Below are 20987 nucleotides of genomic sequence, written 5' to 3'. Positions count from 1 at the left end.
GATAAAGACTGAGACAAAATCGGGGGTCTTTTACAGAAAAAAACATCAGAATTGCAAGCGTAAAATGGAGATAATTAAAGAATGTGGAGTATGCGGAAAAGCGTTCGTTGCTTCCAAAATGTCGGTCAAGTACTGCTGTCGAGGGTGTGAACGTGTCGCATTTCGGAGACGAGAGGCAGAAAAGAAAAAAAGGGAGAAGGAAAATGCCGAATCTCTTCGAAACGCAGAGAGAAATAACTATCTGCGTGATAAGGCATTTTTATCCCCCGAGGACGTGAGCGTTCTGTTCGATGTCAGTCTTCCTACAGTGTATCGTTATTTCCAGACAGGCTTAATCAAAGCCGTAAAGTTAAGAAATAAGACCTTTGTGAGATACTCAGACATTGAACGTGTGTTTGATGATGCCACTCCCTATCGGAAAAGACGTTATCAGAGAAAGGAGGAGCAGGAATACTATACTCTCCGGGAAATCATGGAGAAGTACAATATTGGTCGTAAGGCTGTATGGGGGCGTTGTGACCGTCTGGGCATCCCCAAGATATATGAAGGACGCAACACCTTCTTTAGCAAGAAAGCCATTGACGCACATTTTGCTGACCTCCTTGAAGAGATAGACATTGATAATTATTACACTGCTGACCAAATCATGGATATGTATAATATGACAAGGACAGCTGTTATCACTTTTGTGATGCGTCACAAAGTTCCAAGAGTAAACCGTAACGGGAAAGCTTTCTACTCCAAGGTGCATATTGACTGTATCAAACGCAAGGACGATAGTATCGATCCTGACTGGAGTACCTATGAAGAGGCTATGGAAAAATATGGCATATCAAAAGACCAAGTAAGTTACACCTTGAAGCATTTTGATGTCAGAACGGAAAAACGTGGAAAGTTTACGATGATATTCCGTACTGACTTTGATAAGGTCATGCGTGAACGAATGGCAAATGCAAAAGTAGCAGAAAAGTCAGACGGAGACGAAAAGCTTGTTCTCCAAGCTCAACACCAAGAGAAGAAATGCCCACCAACCCCAGATGGCTATTATTCAACTGAAGAGGTTGCAGAGATGTTCAAGGTGGGAGTTAAACATGTAGGTGTAATGACCAGAGAGCATAAAACGCCAAAGATTGCACTCAAAGGATTCAACTTCTATGAGAAGAAAGCCATAGATGTGCTGTATAATCTGAAGAACAACTATTCGGAAATTACAGACTGGATTACACCGGAAGAGATGCGTTCAACCTACAAAATGACAGCAGATGCTGTACGCTCCTTTATCTACCGCCATCAAATTCCCGCAAAGGTGGAGTATGGTACTACCTACTATTCTAAACAGCATATCGAACAAGTGAAAAATGGAGATTTTGATGGTCGCGAACGATATTACACTGTCGAGGAGGCAATGAAGAAGTATCATTTATCAAAAGATATAGTTCATTATTATGTAAAACGCTATAAAATCACAAAAGTAAAGAAGAAGAAATGCATATATTTCAGAAAAGAAGAGTTCGACAGATTGATGGAAAAACGTCTTTCAAAAGACGATTTACTATCAATTACTCTTGATTAGTATGATTTACTTTCTCTTTACTGAGGTCAACATTGTATCATTTAGGAATTTTGCATCAAAAACAAATAATAATAAAACAATATGCAAGTATGTAAATCTGTCAAACTCCGAATGCGAGATAGGCGCAACGGAACCAAATCCCTGTTCCTGGACTTCTGGCCCGGGTACAGAGACCCTGAGACGATGGAGTTAATTCGACGTCGCTCACTTGGCTTGTATATCTATGCCAATCCAATCAATGCCCAGCAGAAGCAGTACAATGAAATCATCCTCTCAAAGGCAGAAGCCATCCGTTGTAGAGTGTTCATTGATGTAATTAACGAGAAGTACGACTTCTTTAATCAAGACAGGCTTAAAGAAGATTTTCTGATCTATTTCAAAGAAATGGTGAACAGGAACTTTGCAAAATGTGATGCTGCGTATAAACAATTCGAGAAGTTTTGCAAAGGCAAATGTACTTTTGAGATGCTTGATGTGGTGTACTGTAACAAGTATAAGGAATATCTTCTTGATACAAAAGTATCGTCAAGAGGTAGAAACATTGTCAATAAGCCTTTATCAAGAAACACGGCTTCCGCCTATTGGAATATATTCAAGCAAGTCTTGACGAAGGCTTATCGTGAAAGACGTTTTACCGACGATATTGCAAGTCTGTTAGATAACATACCTTGTACGCCGCCTGTAAAGCAAAGTCTCTCATTGGAAGAGGTCAGGAGACTTTATAACACAGAATGCTCTGAACCTGTTGTTCGGAAAGCTGCTCTATTCTCCTGTCTGAGCGGACTGCGTATCAGTGATATACTCAACCTCAAATGGAATAATGTTTGTAGCTATGCAGATGGTGGGCACTATCTGGATTTTGAATGTGTGAAAACAAAGAGACAAACGAAGGTCCCTATTGGAGAAGATGCTTATGCACTTATCATGCCCAAAACTACTGATGAATATGTGTTTGAAGGTTTCAGCAGGTCTATGACCTACGGAGTAATGCAGCAATGGCTTAAAGCGTCTGGAATCACCAAGCACATCACCTTTCATTGCTTCCGCCATACTTATGCTTCACTGCAGCTCGAAATGGGTACAGACATCTATACAGTACAGCATCTGCTCAATCATAAGAATGTGAGCACAACACAGATATACGCTTCACATGCAGACCCCAAAACACGCGAAGCAGCCAACAGAATCACGTTAACGAATGTGAAAGACGGATTACAAACAACAGAAAGTGAAAATAATCAAACAGGAACCAACCGAAAAGAAGATATAAACAAAACAAAAAAGTGAAAGCAAAACCACTATGTAAAACGCTGAAACAGAGAAATATAAATAGTGTTTAAGGCGGTCATTTTGTTGGTGCTAAATAGTAGTAAATAGAAGAATTCTCTCTAACTTTGCATTCATAAAACTCGAAAAAAGTACAGTTGCAATGATAAAAAAGCTAAAAGAGAACTTTTTGATTCTTCTCATTTCAAACCTCGTAACCGCTGCTTTGGTTGTAATCGCTCCAACAATTCTTGGAGCGATTACAAACCTGAGCCATACCTCTCAGACAGAGAAGGTATTCTTTTCTTTGCCGATGATATTCTATTATTTTATATGTGTTATCTGTGTATGCACAGTTTTCAGTATCTTCAAATCTCAGGCCATTAGGGATATTGTCATCAACAATAGCATCAATCCTGGGATCAACTCTCATGAAACAGATAAGGTCACGATAATGCGTGAACGTTATATTGCTAAACAGCAAAGCAGGAAAAGTGCTATCTTTGATGCTGTCTCAGAATACACTTATGCAGTTTTCTCACCCTACATGACTGACGATAACTTGGAAATACTAAACCAGAATATCAAACTATATGAGGTACCAGATTCTTGTATTATTCCTGTTTATACAAATGGTAAACTCAACACTCTCGATATTAGACACTATGCATGGAACATCGGTGAGAGACTTGGTTGGAGTGGGCAAAAGAGAGCGACTTTTATCAAGCAATGCTTCCCCCAAGAACTTCAGGACGTTGAGATTGAAAGCATGAGAAGAACACTTAGACAAAGAGGTAAGTGTGTTATTGGCATTGATGTGCCCGACAACAACGATTACAAATTTCACTATCATAACTAATGGAAGAATACTATATGGAGTACGAAGAGATAACTTTTAATGACATTCCAAGAGCAATGGCCAATATTCTCAGGAAATGTGATTTGCTTGAACAATCTATTGATGTCTTGCGTGAAGAAATCCGTCAGGCCAATAAACCATCAACCTCACAACATATACCTATGGATGTGAAGGAGGCATGTGATTTTCTCAAAATCAAGAAATCCACCATGTACCTGTACATCCAAAATGGCCAGATTCCTGTCAACAAGAAAGGCAAGAAATACACTTTCTTCAAAGACGACCTTATTAAATGGCTGGAATCTGGATGCAAGACCGAGGCTCCTATGACTCCTGATGAGATAAATCAACTCTTGCGCCAACGACCGAATAGAAGAAAATAATCTTCCATATCATCTTACAATTGAAATCTACATTGGACTTTCTGATGTAGATTTTTCATTTTATATCCCAAAATGATTGTAACATATAATATTTATCAAGCTGTGCAAATAGACTGCACCGTAATATTGTAATTTTGCACTAATATGACACTATATATATCGTTTACAAGCAGAGATAACATGTATTCGTCCGCCCTTTCATGCGGACTTTTATTATATATTTTTTCAATAACAAAAAGCAATATGAGTCAGAAGAAAAACTCCTCTGTGCTCTCTCTTTTTGTGTTTGCAGTGTTCTAATCATTGCCCAGAACAGGAGAATGAGCCTTCCAAAGATGAGCTTTGGACACTCTTTCGTGCTGCATACGAGCAGTACCAGTCGGAAATCGTTAATGACAGCAAGTTGTATGACCGCTATGTTAACGACTTTATCAGTTATCATCTTCCCGTTTTCTCTCAGGAAGAAGAATCAATCCGCAACCATTTCAAGAATCTTTTCAGCATTTATGAGCTGCTTACAACAAGAAAGGATTTGGTAGAAAAATTCTTCAAGTTGCCAGAGTTTGAGAAGAAAGATTTCTTAGAAATGGTTCATTCATTCAACCACATTGAATATGTGGTAGAAACTCCACATTCCTTAGCAACTTTCAATGAAAATCAGATTCGACTCATCACGCAATTCGCCAATGAGTCGAATTTCTTTGTTGATACAGTTGATGAAAGAACTGTGGATTTGTTTTTCAGATGCAAGTTGAAACGTCCCCTTGTTGTCCAGAACATGCGTCATGTGCTTCAATTCATGTTTGCTCTCTCAATGCAAAAGATGATTCCCCATAATTGGGTATCACTCATAGCAGACAACAAGTTGCTTTCACCTCAGAAAACCATGAAGCCGTCATCTCGTGGTGCAATTAGTTCACGCCTGACAGAACTTAGGGCATCAACACAACCGTTTCCAAATGAAGCTTATTCAAATCTTGTAAATCAACTGAAAGAAATGCAATGAAATAAACTAAAGTAAGCAACTGAAAGCAAATTCCCCTTTCAATCCTCCTGACAAAAAGAACTGTCAGGAGGATAGTCAGTTGCCGCAGACATATAAAGGGTAACTTTGCCGCCGAATCGATTCCGTTTCGGGGGTAGCTCCCTCATTGTCTAATATTTAATACATGTAATTATGGCAAACAAGAAAATTGACATAGAGATTCTCGCAAAACGCGTGGAGTTGTTAGAAATCACAGTCCGTGAACTCAAATCTGTTGAGCCTGAAGTGCTTGAAGAGCGTCTGAAAAAGATTGAAAACAGTTTGTACATCACTAAGGAAATGCTCACAACCACTGAACTCGCAGAATATCTTGGCGTTTCACAGTCGCAGATATATAAGCTCACGATGAACATGGAGATTCCGCATTATAAGCCCAAGGGCAAGACAATCTATTTTGACCGGAAAGAGATAGTGAGATGGATGCGCTCTAACCACTGTTCTTTTGAAAGGAAAGAACCAGCAAAAGACTAATTAGATGAAAGGCCGAAAGAAGAACATGACCAGGATTTATTCTGATGTCCAGCTGACTGCCCTTCTGGAAAAATCCGAGGTTGTTATAGACCCATCAAAGTGTAAGCAACAAAACAGACAAAATAATGGCAAGAGGAAGAAACAGTAAAGGGGACAAAGATGAACCAGAAACAGGTTCACTTGAAGTTGGGATGCTATGTAAAAGCAGTTTCAACGACAATGAACTTGACAGTTATCTCAGGCAAGGAGAAATAAAAGCCTCTGAGAAGCCACCCGTCCCTCCTCAGATACTCTGGGTTGGAGATTGCACCATTGCCACCTTTGGCAATTTCAGTGCATCAACAGGAAAGGCAAAAAGCAAAAAGACTTTCAATATCACCGCAATGGTAGCAGCTGCCGTCACTAATACAACTGTACTTAACTACCGTGCAAGTCTGCCAGAGGGGAAGCGTATGATCCTGTATTTTGACACCGAGCAAAGTAAGTTCCACTGTCATAATGTGATTGAGCGTATTTATCGCTTGGCAGGTCTTAGTTTGAACAAGGAAGATAAACGCATAAGATTCTATGGGCTCAGGGAGTTTACCCCCTCACTACGTATTGCTCTCATTGACTATGCTCTCAGAACTTTTGAAGGTGTTGGTCTTGTCATTATAGATGGTCTTCGTGACCTCATGTATGACATCAACAACGCTAAGGAATCCACCGATGTGATGACAATGCTAATGGCATGGACGAGCAAATACAATCTGCATATACACTGTGTATTGCATCTGAACAAGAATGACAATAACACTCGTGGCCATATAGGAACAGAGTTGGAGAACAAGGCTGAGACAGTACTGATTATTAGCAAAGACAAGCAAGATGCCAATATCAGTGAGGTGAAGCCTATGCATATGCGTGACAAGGAGTTCTCCTCCTGGGCGTTTTACATCGATGACAATTCTCTACCTGTACTTGATGTGGGGTATCATGTTACAGTTGTGAAGCCAAAAGACAAACCTCTCACATCTCTTTCTGACGATGTTCACACAAGAGTATTACAGAAAGTATTTGGCAACGAGCCACCACAGAAGTATCTTGAGTTAGTGAAGGCTCTTGGTGCATCCTATGCGGAAGAAGGCTACAAGCGTGGGGATAACGCAATAAAAGAAATGCTAAAGATATTCTACGAGCGTAAGCTGATAACCAAGAGTAAAGACGGCTATCACTACCACCCCATTCCTCGACCTCAAAATTAAGTTTATGAGTTTAAGTTTAAAGGGTATATATATAATAAACTACGATTGCCCGTAAATACATAGAGTAATGACAATAGACGAAATCAAATCTGTAAGCATCATCCAGTTCCTTGAAACACAAGGCTACCATAAGTCTCATGTCTTCAAAGGAAACTATTGGTATCTGTCCCCATTTAGGTCAGAGCAATCTCCTTCTTTCAATGTCAATCCTGTCAAAAACTTATGGTATGACTATGGCGAAGGTCAAGGAGGTAATATCATTAACCTTGTGCAGAAGATGAAACCAACCTGGAATAGCCATGAAGTTCTTTCATTCCTGGAGAACGAAATTCGACAGCACAACCTTGATTTTGCAGCTGATTTTTTGGCAAGAATGAAAGAGCAAGAAGAAAAGGAGATCTGGAAGCAAGGCCAAAGAATGAGTCGGGATGAAGACAAGGATGCACATACTGTAATCGATTTAATTGCTGAGTTATCGCATCCTTATCTTCGAGATTATATCCTGCAACGCCGTGTTGACTTTGATGTAGCAAAGGAGTTCTGTAAAGAAGTTCACTATAGCATCTATGATAAGCATTATTATGCCATTGCATTTGAGAACATAGAAGGCGGTATGGAAGCACGTAACAAGTACAGCAAGAGGAGCATTGGTAAAAAATCAATATCCATAGTCCGTCCACTTGGCACTCAATGCCCACATTGTTGTGTCTTTGAAGGTCTTTTCGACATGTTGACTTATGCCAGCGTCAAGAAATGGCAGTTGGATATTGACTTATGTGTTGAAGAAGACTGCGACTACATCGTTCTCAACTCTGTCAGCAACGTAAAATTACTGCTTCCTTTTCTTGCAGATTATACATGTATTCATTGTTTCCTTGACAACGATGATGCAGGTGTTAAAGCCACCCAAAGGATAACAAACGCCTATAGTTGTCAAACCGTTGATGAATCACACAGATATTCCAATTATAAGGATGTCAACGATGTTATAAACGGTATTATGAAATCAGTATAACATATATTCCCCCACTGTCAATGCTACTATTCGAGAGGTTCCTTCAACGGAGCCTCTTTTTTTATTAAAGTCGCTCCTTATAGTATGATTATTCAAAGAAAATCATACTTATTTTGTAATGTGTGTTAAGTATGATACGCTTAACCCTGCAATTTTTCTTTGTTCGTTGAATTATATGTTCCTTTGCACTGAATTTCGGGATAACACAGGACAAGCGTCTATCTTCCGAGTATGATAATAATTATATTGGATAACATAAAAATCAAATTGAACAATGTCAGGATTTGTAATATTTGCACTCGTCCTAACCTTTGCTTATGTGGTGTACTTCGCAGTGCAGATCACTTTAGACCTCCACGGAAAGAAAGGTGAAAAAAGTACAGAAGAAGAGACCTATGATGTCAGTGACATGGCCAACGAGGAGCTGCCTGTTGCGGTAGAAGAGCACAGCGATGACCCTGATTTAAGCGTCCCCACCTATACAGAACAGGTTACGGAGGATGGACTTAGGGTTTTGAACCCAACAGGCAAATCAGTAGTAGTCAATCCTCCTGTAGTTGAGGAAACTCCACAACCGTCCCAGACGGAGCAGCCCGTAACAAGCCAGGAACTCAATGAAGAGAATGATGCGCACTTGGAGCATATCGACCCCAAAGCTCAGTGCAGTTTCTTTGCCGATGAGTTTATGCAGAATCTCAACGAGAAGCATAACAAACGAAAAATAGAGAAGAAGAATGCCAGGGATAAGATGTAAATACAATCAATTGTTTGCCATTGCAGGCATCATGCTCCTCTGGCCCATGTCGGCATCTGCCAAATGTGGTGGTGTTGATTACAGCTGGGGAGCTGATGCTCTTAGCAATGCCCACGATTTCACAGTGACCATGATGCTCTACGTGGTTTATCTCCTTTATGCCATATCAGCCATAGTTGCCATCATTGGCGCACTACAGATATATATAAAGATGAATACAGGCGAAGGAGATGTTACCAAGTCCATCATGATGCTTATCGGCGCATGCCTTTTCATGATAGGTGCCACCATCCTGTTCCCTGCCTTCTTCGGATATAACATAGTATAGGTACAAAAGATTAAGGATAACAAAGACATCTCAACCTGCAGGAGAGATAATTGTGTGTAGTAACAAATTAAGTAAATCAAAAGAAAGCAAATGAAGAAAATCAAAACAATTGCGAAAAATCTGTTTGGAGCCAAGCGAATGAAGACGCTTGCCTTGATGCTCCTCTGTGGCACCATTGCCACCTATGCCCAGAACGCCGCTGGTGATTACACTGCCGGCACTGATGCTCTGGCAACCGTCACGGAGGAGATTGCGAAGTACGTGCCTTTCGTCGTGAAGCTCTGTTATGCCATCGCTGGCGTTGTTGCTGTGGTCGGTGCGATCTCGGTTTACATCGCCATGAACAACGAGGAGCAGGATGTCAAGAATATCTTAGTCCTCCAAAATTGGTTGGAAAGGACAAGAAAGGAAGTGACAAATAAAGTGCTTAGTATCAAGCGAATAAGCGAATTTTTGAATTTTCCGATTCTTGCTCAACCGACTCTTAAAAAGATATAATAAAATGATTTTTGTTTCTGATTTGTTTCTCATATATGGCTTGATTTTCATATCTTTGCACATGCTTTCAAGGGCATAATCACGATGCAGAAACGATATATCAGCATCCGAAAAGCCCAAACCTCGCAGACCCTCTGCAAAATTCATTGGCTCACCCGATAAACCATGGGGATAATTCTTTGGTTCTATAGATTATTTATACCTTTGTACCATGAATAATCAAGGACTTTTAGCATTGGCACAGTTAATTCTGCCATCAGAGATACTTTCAAATTTTGAAGTAGTACGTGTAGAAGAAGAGGCATCCCTTATTCGCATCTATCTTGACGAATCGGTTAAGGCTGAATATAAAGAGAATACAGAGATTGAATCCAAAGGGTTCTGTGACGCCGCAACTATACGTGACTTCCCAATACGCGACAAAGGCGTTGATTTAATTGTCAGAAGACGCAGATGGTATGACAAGCAGAATAATCGATACTTCTCCGACTCTTATAACCTAAAGGCAGAAGGGACCCGCTACTCAAAAGAGTTTGCGGCTTTTTTAAAAGGAGTGTATGGAGACAATTCCTACGACCTCCCGTTCGCTTGACCGCTATTATCACATAAACGGTGATACGTTTGAAAAGCAATACAAGGAAGTACTCAGCGGCTACCGTGAATGGTCAGAACTTTCACATGCAGAAGACTGGCTTGTCTTTCCCGAAAACATAGGTGAAAGCCTCTGCATTGACGAAACGGCTCCAAGCAATGGCGAGTTGTACACGATAGTAAGCAACAGATCTTCACGTGGAGGCAAAGGTACCATCGTTGCGATAGTAAAGGGTGTGGCGGCAGATGCTGTCACAAAAGCACTTATGCGCATTGGCGAGGACAAGAGACAGATAGTAAAGGAAATAACAATGGATATGTCGAATTCCATGCAGCTTATAGCCAGACGCTGTTTCCCGAATGCAATGCGTACTATAGACCGCTTTCATATACAGAAACTTACATATGATGCCTTGCAGGAGATGCGCATCGCATATAGATGGGAGGCCATTCAAGCAGATACGGAGGCCAGAGAAGAGGCCAAATTCCTGGGCAAAGCATATACTCCAATTGTGCTTGCAAACGGTGACACCCACAAGCAGTTGTTGGCTCGCAGTAGATATCTGCTTTTCAAATCACCCGACAAATGGACGGAAAGTCAGAGGAAAAGAGCAGAGGTGCTCTTTGAAATATATCCAGACCTTAAAGAGGCTTATTCTCTCACACATTCGCTAAGAATGATATTTTCCAAGAATACCATCAAAGATGCAGCAAGACTCTCGCTTGCACGCTGGTACAATAAAGTGGACGATTCCGGTTTTAAGAGTTTCAATGTTATTGCCGCCACACTTTACGAGCATTATGATGAAGTATTGAACTTCTTTGTCAATAGAGCAACTAATGCCTTTGCTGAATCATTCAATGCTAAAATAAAGGCGTTTAGAGCTGCTTTAAGAGGAGTAACGGATATAAAGTTCTTTCTTTTCAGACTTACAAAACTATATGCCTAATCCCCTTGGTTTATCGGGTGAGCCAATTCATTTTCCCTTCTTTCGGGAGTAAATTACCAATAAAAAATATACAAGCATGGCAAGACCAAAGAAACAAGTCAAACTGAAGGAGCCGATAAAGATTCGTCTCAAATCCCTCGCAGATGGCAACAAGAGTATCTATCTTGACATCTACTGGAAGGGAGTCAGGAAGTATGAGTATCTGAAACTCTATATCATTCCTGAGGTCAATCCACTCTGCAAGGAGCAGAACAAGGAAACGATGGCACTCGCAGAACGTATCAAGGCAGAGCGCATCAAGGCTCTCCATGGTCACGGAGTGCAAGACTGGGAAACCGTCAAGCAGGGTTCACAACTCTTGACAGGATGGATCAAGAAGTATTGTGAAGGTGGAGTCAGCACCAAGAAGTCAACCCTCCATTGTCGTGTTGAAATGCTTCACACCGTGGAGAAATATCTTGAAGAGTCCAATCAGACCTTCATCACCCTTGAAGAGGTCAATGCTGATTTCTGCCGTGGGTATGTGAAGTTCCTTCGCACCTTCCCAAACTCACACTGCAAGTACATTGAGCCAAGACCTATCAGCCAGAACACGGCAAGCCGTTACCTCGGCATGTTCTCGACTACTCTCAACAATGCTGTCCGTCAAGGTATTATCCGAAACAATCCAATGAAGGAACTGGATGCCAAGGAGCGCATTCAGCCAAAGGATGGCAAGAAGGAATACCTTACCATTGAGGAACTTAAAGCCCTCATGGCAACCGACAGTTACCGCCCAGAGGTCAAGCAAGCCTTCATCTTTGCTTGTTTCACTGGATTGCGACTCAGTGATATGTACAAACTTGCACCGATTCACATTTTCAAGACTCCTGACGGCAAGGGCGAGTATATTGACATGGAAATGCAGAAGACGGAGAAGCCTGTCATCATCCCACTCTCTGAAGAGGCAAAGCGTTGGTTACCAAAACCAAAGGGAATAACAACTCCCTTCTTTGATATACCAACTACTCAGACCGTCATAGGCAGAGCCCTTCGCAAATGGGCAGAGGCAGCAGGTGTAGAGAAGCACATCAGTTTCCACTGTTCACGTCACACCTTCGGCACAATGATGCTGACACTTGGCGCAGACCTGTTCACCACAAGCAAGTTGATGGGTCACACCAACATTCAGACCACTGAAATCTATGCGAAAATCGTAGATAAGAAGAAGGAGGAAGCCATCAACCTCATTGATGGAATGTTCAAGTAAAGGATGTACTTTGAAAGTACCCCCCCCTTCAAAGAGTTAAGGGAGGTGACTTGAAATCACCCCCTTTGATAAACCAGGGTGGTGTTTCACCCCAGTGGTATAACCAATTATAACAATCATTGATATGACCATCACACTTCGACAAAAAGACCTTGAAAACGACAACAAGAGCCTGTATCTTGACATCTATGAGAATGGCAAGCGCAAGTTTGAGTTCCTTTCCCTCTACCTAATCCCTGAGATTAACCAAGAGACAAAGGAACGCAACGAGGCTACCTTGAAACGTGCGCAGGAGATTCGTGCCGAGCGCGTCCTTCATCCCGAGACCATTCCCGAGAAAGGTCACTTGATGGTTGTACCCGACATTCCCAACGATGACTCACCCGAAGTCATTGACTGGATCCAGACTTACATGGAGTGGATGGACGGCAATCCCGAATATTCCAAGAGGACTGTCGAGCAGACTCAATACCTTCAAGAACGCATGAAGGAGTTTCTGAAAGCCAAACGCAGACCGCACATCACTCTGATGAAGTTCGATAAGACATGGTTCAAGGCATTCTTTCTTTGGCTGAAGAATGACTATGTACCTCAGAAGTATGTGAGAGTCAAGGCAAAGCCGTTGAGTAATGCCAGTTTGCGGAACATGCAGCAACGCATTGTCGCAGTATTCAACAAGGCAGTCAAGACTGGCAAGTTGAAGGCAAACCCCTTCTATCAGTTGGAGAAGGAAGACACAATCTCCAAGCCAAAGTCTGGTCACAAGCTGTACCTTACACCCGATGAACTCAAACTCTTCATGGCATCCGAAGAGACTAACGGAGTCAGGGAAACCCAGTTGGCATTTGGCTTCGCTTGCCTTACAGGACTACGCATCAGCGACATAAGGGCTTTGCGATGGTCAAACATCATGAGGAACGAGGTAACGAACACACTTGTAATCGTCCAGAAGAAGACCAAGGAACTCAATGCCGTCCCAATCTGCTCAACCGCAGAAGCATGGATGCCACCCAAGAAGGATGACAAGGTTTTCCACCTTCCTGCCCATGCCAATGTGGATGCAGCTCTCAAACGAATAGCCAAGAAGGTAGGTATCACGAAGACAATCTCCTTCCATACCTCCCGACATACCTTTGGCACATTGATCCAAGCGGCTACTGGTGACATCGAGACCACCAAGAAACTCATGGGTCACAAGTCGCTCAAATCAACCGCAGTCTATGCAGACGTGCTGACTGAGGAAAAGGTCAAGGCTATCTCCAATACCAAGACGGTATTCAGGAGTCGCAAGCCACACACCGAGAACAAGAAGATTCCACGAACCAAGCGAACGGCAGCGACCAACACGCACCCTCGCAAGGTCATAGATATACAGGATAACGAATAACGGCTAACGAGCCGATTCAGGATAACAACCAGTTTCATTTCATCAAAAGCAGTGCCCTGATTCAAGGTAGTGGTTTCCGCTACCCTTAGGGGCTTGCTATCTCAAAACCAAGCATTCAGGATAACGTAAACAACTAAATATCAAGATTATGAATAAGACTATTGACAACGAGACTCTTCTTTTGAAGGTAGAGTCATTTGAGCATCGCATCGAGGTTCTGGAGAACACTCTCAGCGCAGCCAAGGAGGTATTGACACTTGAAGAAGCAGCCCTTTTCATGGGTATATCAAAGAGCAGTCTCTACAAGATGACCCATCGTCATGAGCTTCCTTTCTTCCGTCCAAACGGCAAACTCATCTACTTTGAGAAGGCTGAACTTCTGAAGTGGATGCGTCAGAACCGCAGCATGTCTGAGGCTGAGACCAAGGAGGCAGCAGCCCAGAAGCTGAATGAACTTGCCAACCACTAATCAATGAGTATTATGAATCAGGATTTCAATCAACAGCAGTACAACGACAAACTGGCTCAGGTAGCCAGCCTTGCCGTTACCTATGCCAAGGATGGCACAGGCTATCACAGTATGAAGGATGCCTTCAATGAACTGTGCGAGATTTCACATGCCAACAAGGGCATTGACCAAGAAAACACTATCGGCAGACGAACCCTGCTTGTGCAGAGTGTCTGCATCAAGGCTATCCATGCGCTCACTCCATACCAGAACGAGCGACTTGAACAGCAGCTGAAGGACATTGCTTCGGACTATCCCGAGCATCGTCACCTGCATTTCCGCAGATAGTTTCTTCTTTCCCTTTTGTCATATCATAGACATATCAATGAGAGTTACCGCTTACATACGTCAGAAAGATACATCGAAGAACGACCTTGACAGCCGTGCTTCGGTGTACTTCCGTGTCCGTGACAAAGGGCTTGATGTCAAGTGCGCAAGCGAACTTCAGATCAATCCCAATCACTGGAGCCAAGAACGACAGGGCTACAAGAGCCGTGTCAATCTTGTGGATGACGATACCAGAAACCTCTTTGACTCACAGGTCAAGGAGATTACAGGTATCATAACCAGGGAATACTATATCGGAGCAAACTCCGACTGGCTAAGACGACTGATATTTGCCTATCACCACCCCAATGCCTATTGCATGGGCAGTGGCATGGCGGTAAGCAAATCCTTTGTCATCTGGGCAGAGAGGTACCTTCAGAACAAGCATTTCGGCAAGCATCAGGAGTGCAACACCCGATGCCTGATTGACAAGGTTACTCGTTTTGAGGATGAACACAAACACCCGATGAACATTGACAGCATGACTGCCGATGATCTTCGTGTGTTTGCGGATTTCCTGTCTTCTGACTATGACATATCTATGAATACCATCGTCACTAACATGACCTTGATGCGTACCGTCTGCAACTGGGTACGAAAGCAGGGAGTCACAAACAATGACCCCTTCTTTGGCTATGACATGCCCAAGGCACTCTATGGCACTCCATATTTCCTGACCATTCAGGAGCGTGACCAAGTTCTGGATGCAGACCTAACGGATGATGCAGAACTTGCTGAGTATCGTGATATGTTCGTGTTTCAGTGTATGGTCGGATGCCGTCATAGTGATCTTGTGACCTTCACCCCCAAGAACATTATTGACGGTGTTCTGGAATATATCCCCATCAAGACCAAGGGCAAGTTAGGTGACGTTGTAAGGGTTCCTCTTATCCCCAAGGCTATGGCTATCCTTGATGGCCATGACCATGGTGATGATGAACCAATCTTCCCCAAGCATTATAACTTCAAGTTCAACGATGCTATCCGTAGAATCTTGAAGCGTGCCAAGGTAAATCGTGTTGTCACTGTGATTAACCCTAAGACACGGCTTGAAGAGAAGAAGCCAATCTCAGATGTGGCTACCTCTCATCTTGCACGAAGGACTTTTATCGGTAATCTTTACCGCATGGTCAAAGACCCTGATTTGGTTGCTTCTATGTCTGGTCATGCCAAAGGCAGCGTTGCTTTTGCCCGATACCGAGTCATTGATGATGACATGAAGAAATCCCTGGTTGAACTTATCCAGTGATTCTCTTCTTTTTGATGGCATATTCCTTTTCCCTTTATTCGGTTACATTTCAATAATATCATAGACTATGGACGATAAAAAATTACATCGTTGCTTCACTTTCTCTGAAGAGCAGTTGAAGCATCTTCGAAGCAAGAAGTACAAGATTGACCGTATGGAATGCTTCATGTCGCTTGTGGATCTTGCCGAGCCAGTTCCAAAACTTGTGCAAATCAGCAAGACCAAGCAAGTAGAAATCTTGGCAGGTCAAGTTATGGTTGACAATACCCAACTTGCCAAACTCTGGGACAAAGACCGCAAGACGGTTCCAAAGCTGTTGGATGCTATGGAGGCTGTGGGCATTTTCTCTTCTCAGGAAGTGGAAGATAACCGCATCTACACCCTTCATTGTCTCTCAGGCTGGTATGTTGATGCCAAGTTCGTGTCGAATGCCTTTGCCTTAAAGCGCAATAACGACAGTACGGCAATCATCCATGCGGAAGTTCCTGCCTCCAAGGTCATCATCACTGAGGATCCTGATGACAAGAAGAAGGACAAGGAAGGTTCTGCTTCTGCCGATGACAAATCCAATGACTCTGCCGAGGGCAACAATCCTCAGACAACTGGCAATGTGTCGCACCAATCACCACAATCTAATGATAGTGGCAATGTGGGTAAGTCTGGAGCAGATGGCAACAAGTCACCATCACCTCCTGAAAACAATTCCCCGCAGTCTGCTGACAGCCCTTCTCCCCAAGGTGAAGCCGATGGCAAGCAGAATGAAGGGAAGCAGCATGAGCAGATACCTTCTCAGCAAGGAGGACAGCAGCCACAACAGCCTAACGGCAATCAAAGACCGCCTTTCAACGGCTATCAGAAGCCTAACGGCTACTACAACCAGAACGGCAACAAATAGCCGTCTGAGGACTCAGGAATGCGACCTGCACCGCCAAACCATCCCAAAGGACGTTTACCGATACAGGACAACACGGCAAGCCGAAACGACTTTCTAAGCCCTGACGGGAACTTAGCAGGTAAAAGGACCGATTTTTAAGAGGTACTTTTCGAGAAATCCTTTTGTACTACATTATTTGTGACCAAATTTATGCAGTCCTAAAAGTTTCTCGGGCTACTCGCAGGCTCGCAGACCTATGTCCTTCTTTTTTACTGATTTATATTCATCCCTTTAATCATATTCAAAGATATGGCTAAGAAAAAGAAGATTATCAAGAAGACACCCACAAGGGTGCATTCCTTCCGCTGTACCGATAAGGACTGGAAGGAACTGAAAAAACTCGCTAAGGAATGTGGTATGAGCATAGGCAAGTATCTCGTTGAGACTGGCAAGAAGCATCACCCACGTCAGCGACTCACTCCAGAGGAAAGCAAAGCCCTGAACTCTCTGACTGAGGCACGTACCGACTTGATAAAAGTCCGCAGTAAGTTGCACGATGCTTCACCCGAGGAAAAGCAGAAGATGTTCAGATCTCCAAAGTTCATGAAGTGGTGGATTGAAGCCGTTGAACGACTCATCAAACACTGGTATAGCATTGAAGACAACCTTACTTCTCCTGTACTGACCAAAGTTCAAGAAGACGAATGATTATACTCGCAAGACCAGTAGCCTATGGCGGCAATGCCGCAAGGTACGCAATGGAGAAGGAGGATGCAACCGTGGTCAAGGTGAACCACATGCCTGACTATCTCGATGCCACCGAAATCTGGTATCGGATGAAGCATCACTGCCAGTTGCATCAACAGGACAGGACTGTTGGGCGAAAGTTGGAACGCTTCATGACCACGTTTGTACTCTCCCCATCCAAGGAAGAGTCAGAGAACTATACCTTGGATGACTGGGCAAACCTCGCTGATGAAGGATTGGAAGCTTTGGATTCAGTCGGACTTTTACCCAAAGGCTTTAAGGAGAAGGTCAAGACCAATTTCCGCAATTCTATGAGTGTTGCTGCCTTGCATCGGGATTCCAAGTCTGGAACCCTTCACCTGCATCTTGACTGTTGCCGTGTGGATAATGACGGCAAGACCAACGATGTTCACGATGTTCACATCAGAGCAATAAGGGCTGCGGAAATTATCAACGCAAGGCATGGTTGGGAGCAACCTCAGGAGGTTCGTGAAATGCGCCAACAAGATATAGCGGAGTTTTGCGAATATACCCTTCAGAAGATGGATAGTTTCGACATTGACCGTTACTTTGATATGCTTCGCATGAGAGGCTATGAGGTCAATCCAAGGTATGACACTACTAACTGCAAACTTGTGGGCTACACCATCGGCAAGAATGCCTCAGTGTTCAAGGCTTCTGCCATCGGTCGAAAGTTCATGGTATCACAGCTTGAAGCCACATGGAAGAAGATGCATCCTAAGCCTACTCAGGTCAAGATGCGACCTGCTTCACCTTCCGTTTCACCGGCTCGCCCTGCTCGCCATGTTGCTCAGACAACGAAACCTACCCAGTCCAATTCTAAGCCATTGCCAGTTGCTACCAAGACTGCCTTCAATGTCAATGTTAGCGGTGAAATGAAGAGAATCTATATTCCGAACACGGTCAAGGACATCTTCCTCAATGAGGTTCAGGTTCCTGATTCTGATATGACTGCATCAAGAGAGGACATTTCTCATGTAGGTATGCTTCTCTTCCTTGATATGATTGATGCAGCAACAACCGTGTCCGAATCTTGTGGCGGTGGTGGTTCTGCTCCTTCCTCTGGTTGGGGTAAGGATGATGACGAAGACGAGCGTGAGCGGGCTCGCCGTTGCCTCCAGATGGCTCATGCCATGTGCAAGCCACCGCAGAAAAGACGTTCATTCCACCGTTAGACAAATCCTACATATCAATGAGAAGAACAAAACATGTAGAAGAACTCATCGAAGATGACGAGCAGAAGCCTGACTTCGATGACATGATGAACGAAGTCCAGGAAGAGATTGAAGAGCATGATGCCGAGGATGCTGTTGTCAGTCGTGCGCCTGAACTCAGGCAGTTGAGTGAGAACATTGACAAAGCGACCAACACTTGGATCAATGCAACTCTTCAACTGGAGTCTGCCATCCGTAAGTACAATTCAGCTCAGACTGCTCTTGGCAATGCCGTTGACACTATCAGTGGTAAGGTTGACACCATCAATACCCACATTGACAATGTTCTGAAGGATGCCCCAACCAAGTTGAAGGTTTCAGTCAGAGTCGATGATGTTGACTGGAAGAAGATTCAGGACATGTTCGACAAACAACATGAATGGATGACCACTCAGATGCAGAAGCATATCCGTGAGGTCAATCAAATGTTTTATGAAGAACGTAGAAGGGTTCAGGAAAGGTACAAGGAGTACGACGGAACCTACCTCGGACACTATGTGCAGTATTTCTTCTGGTTCTTCTTTGTCCTTGGACTCGTTATTTTCGGCTTGGCTATCTTCCTGATGCTCGACAGTCACTACCACTGGACGAAGTAATCTAATGTTTATACCCTCCAAAATCCCTACGAAACTTGGCATAGTCTAAGTTTGTAGGGATATTTTTTTTCTTGAAAACGTCATTTTCTTGAAAATGTGCACTATTGCCCGTTGTGGGAGCCAGATAGCATGAGTAACTTTGCACCGTCAAAATAAACGAGTGTAAACCTAATTGTTATAAAGTAAGCATTCCGTAAACCACGTATAGATGGTTATGGAATACTTTTTATATAGTCCGCTAAATGGGAATTTACAATTCTGATATACTTCAGATGTAGGTTGCCGTTTCTAAAGCAATATAAAGTTTGTTTAAACTATGGTTGGCATTGTTCAAGCCTTTGGCTTCATATCCATTTGTATCCAAAATGTCACCTGTTTCAAAAAAAGCATACAACTTCAAATTGTAGAAGTCGCACACAGATTGAACTCCAGCCAATTCCATTTCTACAGCGATGCACCCTTCTTCCATACGTTTGCGTACAAGTCCTTTTGTTTCTCTGATCATCGAATCTGTCGTCCATATTTTACCTGTAATATATGGTACAGATAATTTGTCGAAAATTATGGAAAGTTCCTTGCTTGCGGCTATATCAATATAGTCGGATGGTGCTGCAAAATAATATGAACACCCGTCCCCTCTGTAACTTTGTGTCGGTATGATAAATCTACCTTGTGTGGTTGTACGGTCAAGACTGCCACAGGAACCGAACATAATGAACTTTGATGCTCCAGTTAGCCAGCTTGCAAGATGACATTGAGAGGATGCTACTGCTGAACCTATTCCTGACAGGTAGAAAGTTATCGTAACTCCTTTATAAGTTGTTTTATAGATATGCGTATCGCCATTGCAAGCCGGCATAGTTGCAATAATTTCAGATTCGTAGGAATCAAGTAAATGCCGATGAATCTCCTTCGAGAATATTATCAGGCATATATCTGCAAAATCTCCACGTCTGCCGTAGAAATCAAACAGATTGATCATTGGTTCAGTTTCAATATCATAACTATCAGTAATCATAGCATATTGAATCAGATGTGAGTTTTATATTGCTCCGGTATCTCAAGATTGAAAGTTCTGCATAATAACAGGACGTCGTGGACATCATTTTCATCGTATTCATATCCAAGATGGAACTGTACCTGTGCCTCCGGGTTTATGCATGTTACCTCAATATTCCCGATATTTCCTTTACCTGAGAAAGTTTCGCTTGGGAAAGTGTATCCGTCATATAGAATTCCATCTTCGACATATTCGAAACAATGCAGATCGATTATTCTTCCGTTGTCATCTTTCCAGACAGTATGGCTATCGGTCGTATAGTCCATTACAACTTCTCTGTATCCCTTCCAGGTAATCACGGATATGGCCTTACCATAGTCTTTCTTCTCTACGAACAGATCGATGTCGTTATGTATTCTTGTTTCTCTGCCTATAAGTGCATCGACACCCCAACCGCCGTCCAGAAACACCTTTACAGATGCTTCAGACAGCATTTCAAGAATCTCACATGCATCAAAATAAGTGACCATAAAATTGCAATTAAAACCTTAATTCCGCAACACTATAATTTAACTTTATTTATAAGTTCCTGAGCAACAATAAGTTGCCTAGGATTTTGCCGTGTCAGATTTTTCACTTATCTTAGTGTTGCAATTAGAAAACAAGCGAAAATCGTAACAAGGCGCTGCAAAGGTACAAATAAAATTCGAAAAACTCACACCTTTTGGAGGAATTTTTTCAATCATGGAGAAATTTGACTCCATGCTTTCACCCGTTATCGACTCAACACTGGGTCAGAGATGCAGCAGTATCTTCGGATATCAGTTCAGCGAGATAG

Annotated in this window: 24 protein-coding genes and 1 pseudogene; 23 read left to right on the top strand and 2 right to left on the bottom strand. The window is 42.8% G+C overall.

Annotated features, from left to right (window positions below):
* The first annotated feature begins 64 nt into the window (after positions 1-64).
* The 22 genes from CIK95_RS08240 (at position 65) to CIK95_RS08130 (ending at position 19149) form a co-directional block, all read left to right on the top strand.
* Positions 65-1573, top strand: a complete 1509-nt coding sequence (locus CIK95_RS08240) for a helix-turn-helix domain-containing protein (RefSeq protein WP_094466763.1) — start codon at positions 65-67, stop codon at positions 1571-1573.
* Between the two features lie 81 nt (positions 1574-1654).
* Positions 1655-2860: a site-specific integrase gene (locus tag CIK95_RS08235; RefSeq protein ID WP_094466762.1), complete on the top strand. Its 1206-nt coding sequence runs from the start codon at positions 1655-1657 to the stop codon at positions 2858-2860.
* A 142-nt stretch (positions 2861-3002) separates the two neighbouring features.
* Positions 3003-3698 (top strand): hypothetical protein, encoded by a 696-nt coding sequence (locus tag CIK95_RS08230; protein ID WP_094466761.1) that lies wholly within the window; start codon positions 3003-3005, stop codon positions 3696-3698.
* Positions 3698-4081 carry a helix-turn-helix domain-containing protein gene (locus CIK95_RS08225; protein ID WP_094466760.1) on the top strand — a complete coding sequence of 128 codons (384 nt, stop codon included), beginning with the start codon at positions 3698-3700 and terminating at the stop codon, positions 4079-4081. The genes CIK95_RS08230 and CIK95_RS08225 overlap by 1 nt, the downstream gene beginning before the upstream one ends.
* 286 nt (positions 4082-4367) lie before the next feature.
* On the top strand, positions 4368-5087 hold the full coding sequence (locus tag CIK95_RS08220) for a hypothetical protein (RefSeq protein ID WP_254046444.1): 720 nt from the start codon (positions 4368-4370) through the stop codon (positions 5085-5087).
* Positions 5088-5258: 171 nt separating this feature from the next.
* Positions 5259-5597, top strand: a complete 339-nt coding sequence (locus CIK95_RS08215; RefSeq protein WP_094466758.1) for a helix-turn-helix domain-containing protein — start codon at positions 5259-5261, stop codon at positions 5595-5597.
* Positions 5598-5722: 125 nt separating this feature from the next.
* Positions 5723-6841, top strand: a complete 1119-nt coding sequence (locus tag CIK95_RS08210; protein WP_094466757.1) for an AAA family ATPase — start codon at positions 5723-5725, stop codon at positions 6839-6841.
* 67 nt (positions 6842-6908) lie between these two features.
* On the top strand, positions 6909-7856 hold the full coding sequence (locus CIK95_RS08205) for a toprim domain-containing protein (RefSeq protein ID WP_094466756.1): 948 nt from the start codon (positions 6909-6911) through the stop codon (positions 7854-7856).
* Positions 7857-8130: 274 nt separating this feature from the next.
* On the top strand, positions 8131-8610 hold the full coding sequence (locus CIK95_RS08200; RefSeq protein WP_094466755.1) for a hypothetical protein: 480 nt from the start codon (positions 8131-8133) through the stop codon (positions 8608-8610).
* Positions 8591-8938, top strand: coding sequence for a DUF4134 domain-containing protein (locus CIK95_RS08195; RefSeq protein ID WP_094466754.1), 348 nt, complete (start codon positions 8591-8593; stop codon positions 8936-8938). The genes CIK95_RS08200 and CIK95_RS08195 overlap by 20 nt, the downstream gene beginning before the upstream one ends.
* Before the next feature lie 90 nt (positions 8939-9028).
* Positions 9029-9436: a DUF4134 family protein gene (locus tag CIK95_RS08190; RefSeq protein WP_094466753.1), complete on the top strand. Its 408-nt coding sequence runs from the start codon at positions 9029-9031 to the stop codon at positions 9434-9436.
* 211 nt (positions 9437-9647) lie between these two features.
* Entirely contained in the window at positions 9648-10028 is a 381-nt protein-coding gene (locus tag CIK95_RS08180) for a hypothetical protein (protein WP_094423237.1), read from the top strand.
* Positions 9994-10977 carry a transposase gene (locus CIK95_RS08175; RefSeq protein WP_094423238.1) on the top strand — a complete coding sequence of 328 codons (984 nt, stop codon included), beginning with the start codon at positions 9994-9996 and terminating at the stop codon, positions 10975-10977. The genes CIK95_RS08180 and CIK95_RS08175 overlap by 35 nt, the downstream gene beginning before the upstream one ends.
* A 76-nt stretch (positions 10978-11053) precedes the next feature.
* Entirely contained in the window at positions 11054-12226 is a 1173-nt protein-coding gene (locus tag CIK95_RS08170; RefSeq protein ID WP_009317644.1) for a site-specific integrase, read from the top strand.
* Between the two features lie 124 nt (positions 12227-12350).
* Positions 12351-13613 (top strand): site-specific integrase, encoded by a 1263-nt coding sequence (locus CIK95_RS08165; RefSeq protein ID WP_006743471.1) that lies wholly within the window; start codon positions 12351-12353, stop codon positions 13611-13613.
* 148 nt (positions 13614-13761) lie between these two features.
* Positions 13762-14082: a helix-turn-helix domain-containing protein gene (locus CIK95_RS08160; protein WP_006743470.1), complete on the top strand. Its 321-nt coding sequence runs from the start codon at positions 13762-13764 to the stop codon at positions 14080-14082.
* Between the two features lie 3 nt (positions 14083-14085).
* Positions 14086-14409 carry a hypothetical protein gene (locus CIK95_RS08155; protein ID WP_008655120.1) on the top strand — a complete coding sequence of 108 codons (324 nt, stop codon included), beginning with the start codon at positions 14086-14088 and terminating at the stop codon, positions 14407-14409.
* Between the two features lie 37 nt (positions 14410-14446).
* Positions 14447-15697 carry a site-specific integrase gene (locus CIK95_RS08150; RefSeq protein ID WP_006743468.1) on the top strand — a complete coding sequence of 417 codons (1251 nt, stop codon included), beginning with the start codon at positions 14447-14449 and terminating at the stop codon, positions 15695-15697.
* 67 nt (positions 15698-15764) lie between these two features.
* Positions 15765-16592, top strand: a complete 828-nt coding sequence (locus CIK95_RS08145; RefSeq protein ID WP_005812835.1) for a hypothetical protein — start codon at positions 15765-15767, stop codon at positions 16590-16592.
* Positions 16593-16880: 288 nt separating this feature from the next.
* Positions 16881-17279, top strand: a complete 399-nt coding sequence (locus CIK95_RS08140) for a hypothetical protein (protein ID WP_005812832.1) — start codon at positions 16881-16883, stop codon at positions 17277-17279.
* A 50-nt stretch (positions 17280-17329) separates the two neighbouring features.
* Complete coding sequence (locus CIK95_RS08135; protein WP_227713878.1) at positions 17330-18514, top strand: hypothetical protein; 1185 nt, start codon at positions 17330-17332, stop codon at positions 18512-18514.
* A 17-nt stretch (positions 18515-18531) separates the two neighbouring features.
* A complete protein-coding gene (locus tag CIK95_RS08130) occupies positions 18532-19149 on the top strand; it encodes a hypothetical protein (protein ID WP_005812828.1) in 618 nt (205 codons plus the stop codon).
* 268 nt (positions 19150-19417) lie between these two features.
* Here CIK95_RS08130 and CIK95_RS08125 read toward each other — a convergent pair whose 3' ends face one another.
* Positions 19418-20167, bottom strand: coding sequence for a nucleoside phosphorylase (locus CIK95_RS08125; RefSeq protein ID WP_006743466.1), 750 nt, complete (start codon positions 20165-20167; stop codon positions 19418-19420).
* Between the two features lie 11 nt (positions 20168-20178).
* Complete coding sequence (locus CIK95_RS08120; protein WP_006743465.1) at positions 20179-20679, bottom strand: nucleotidyltransferase domain-containing protein; 501 nt, start codon at positions 20677-20679, stop codon at positions 20179-20181.
* 169 nt (positions 20680-20848) lie between these two features.
* On the opposite strand from CIK95_RS08120, the pseudogene CIK95_RS12875 reads away from it, so the two are divergent.
* Positions 20849-20987: pseudogene (locus CIK95_RS12875) on the top strand (IS1380 family transposase); the annotation flags it as partial.

The sequence above is a fragment of the Prevotella sp. P5-108 genome, assembly GCF_002251385.1.
Taxonomy (GTDB): domain Bacteria; phylum Bacteroidota; class Bacteroidia; order Bacteroidales; family Bacteroidaceae; genus Prevotella.
The sequence above is the reverse complement of the archived record's forward strand: the minus strand, read 5'-3'. Positions and strand labels throughout refer to the sequence as shown.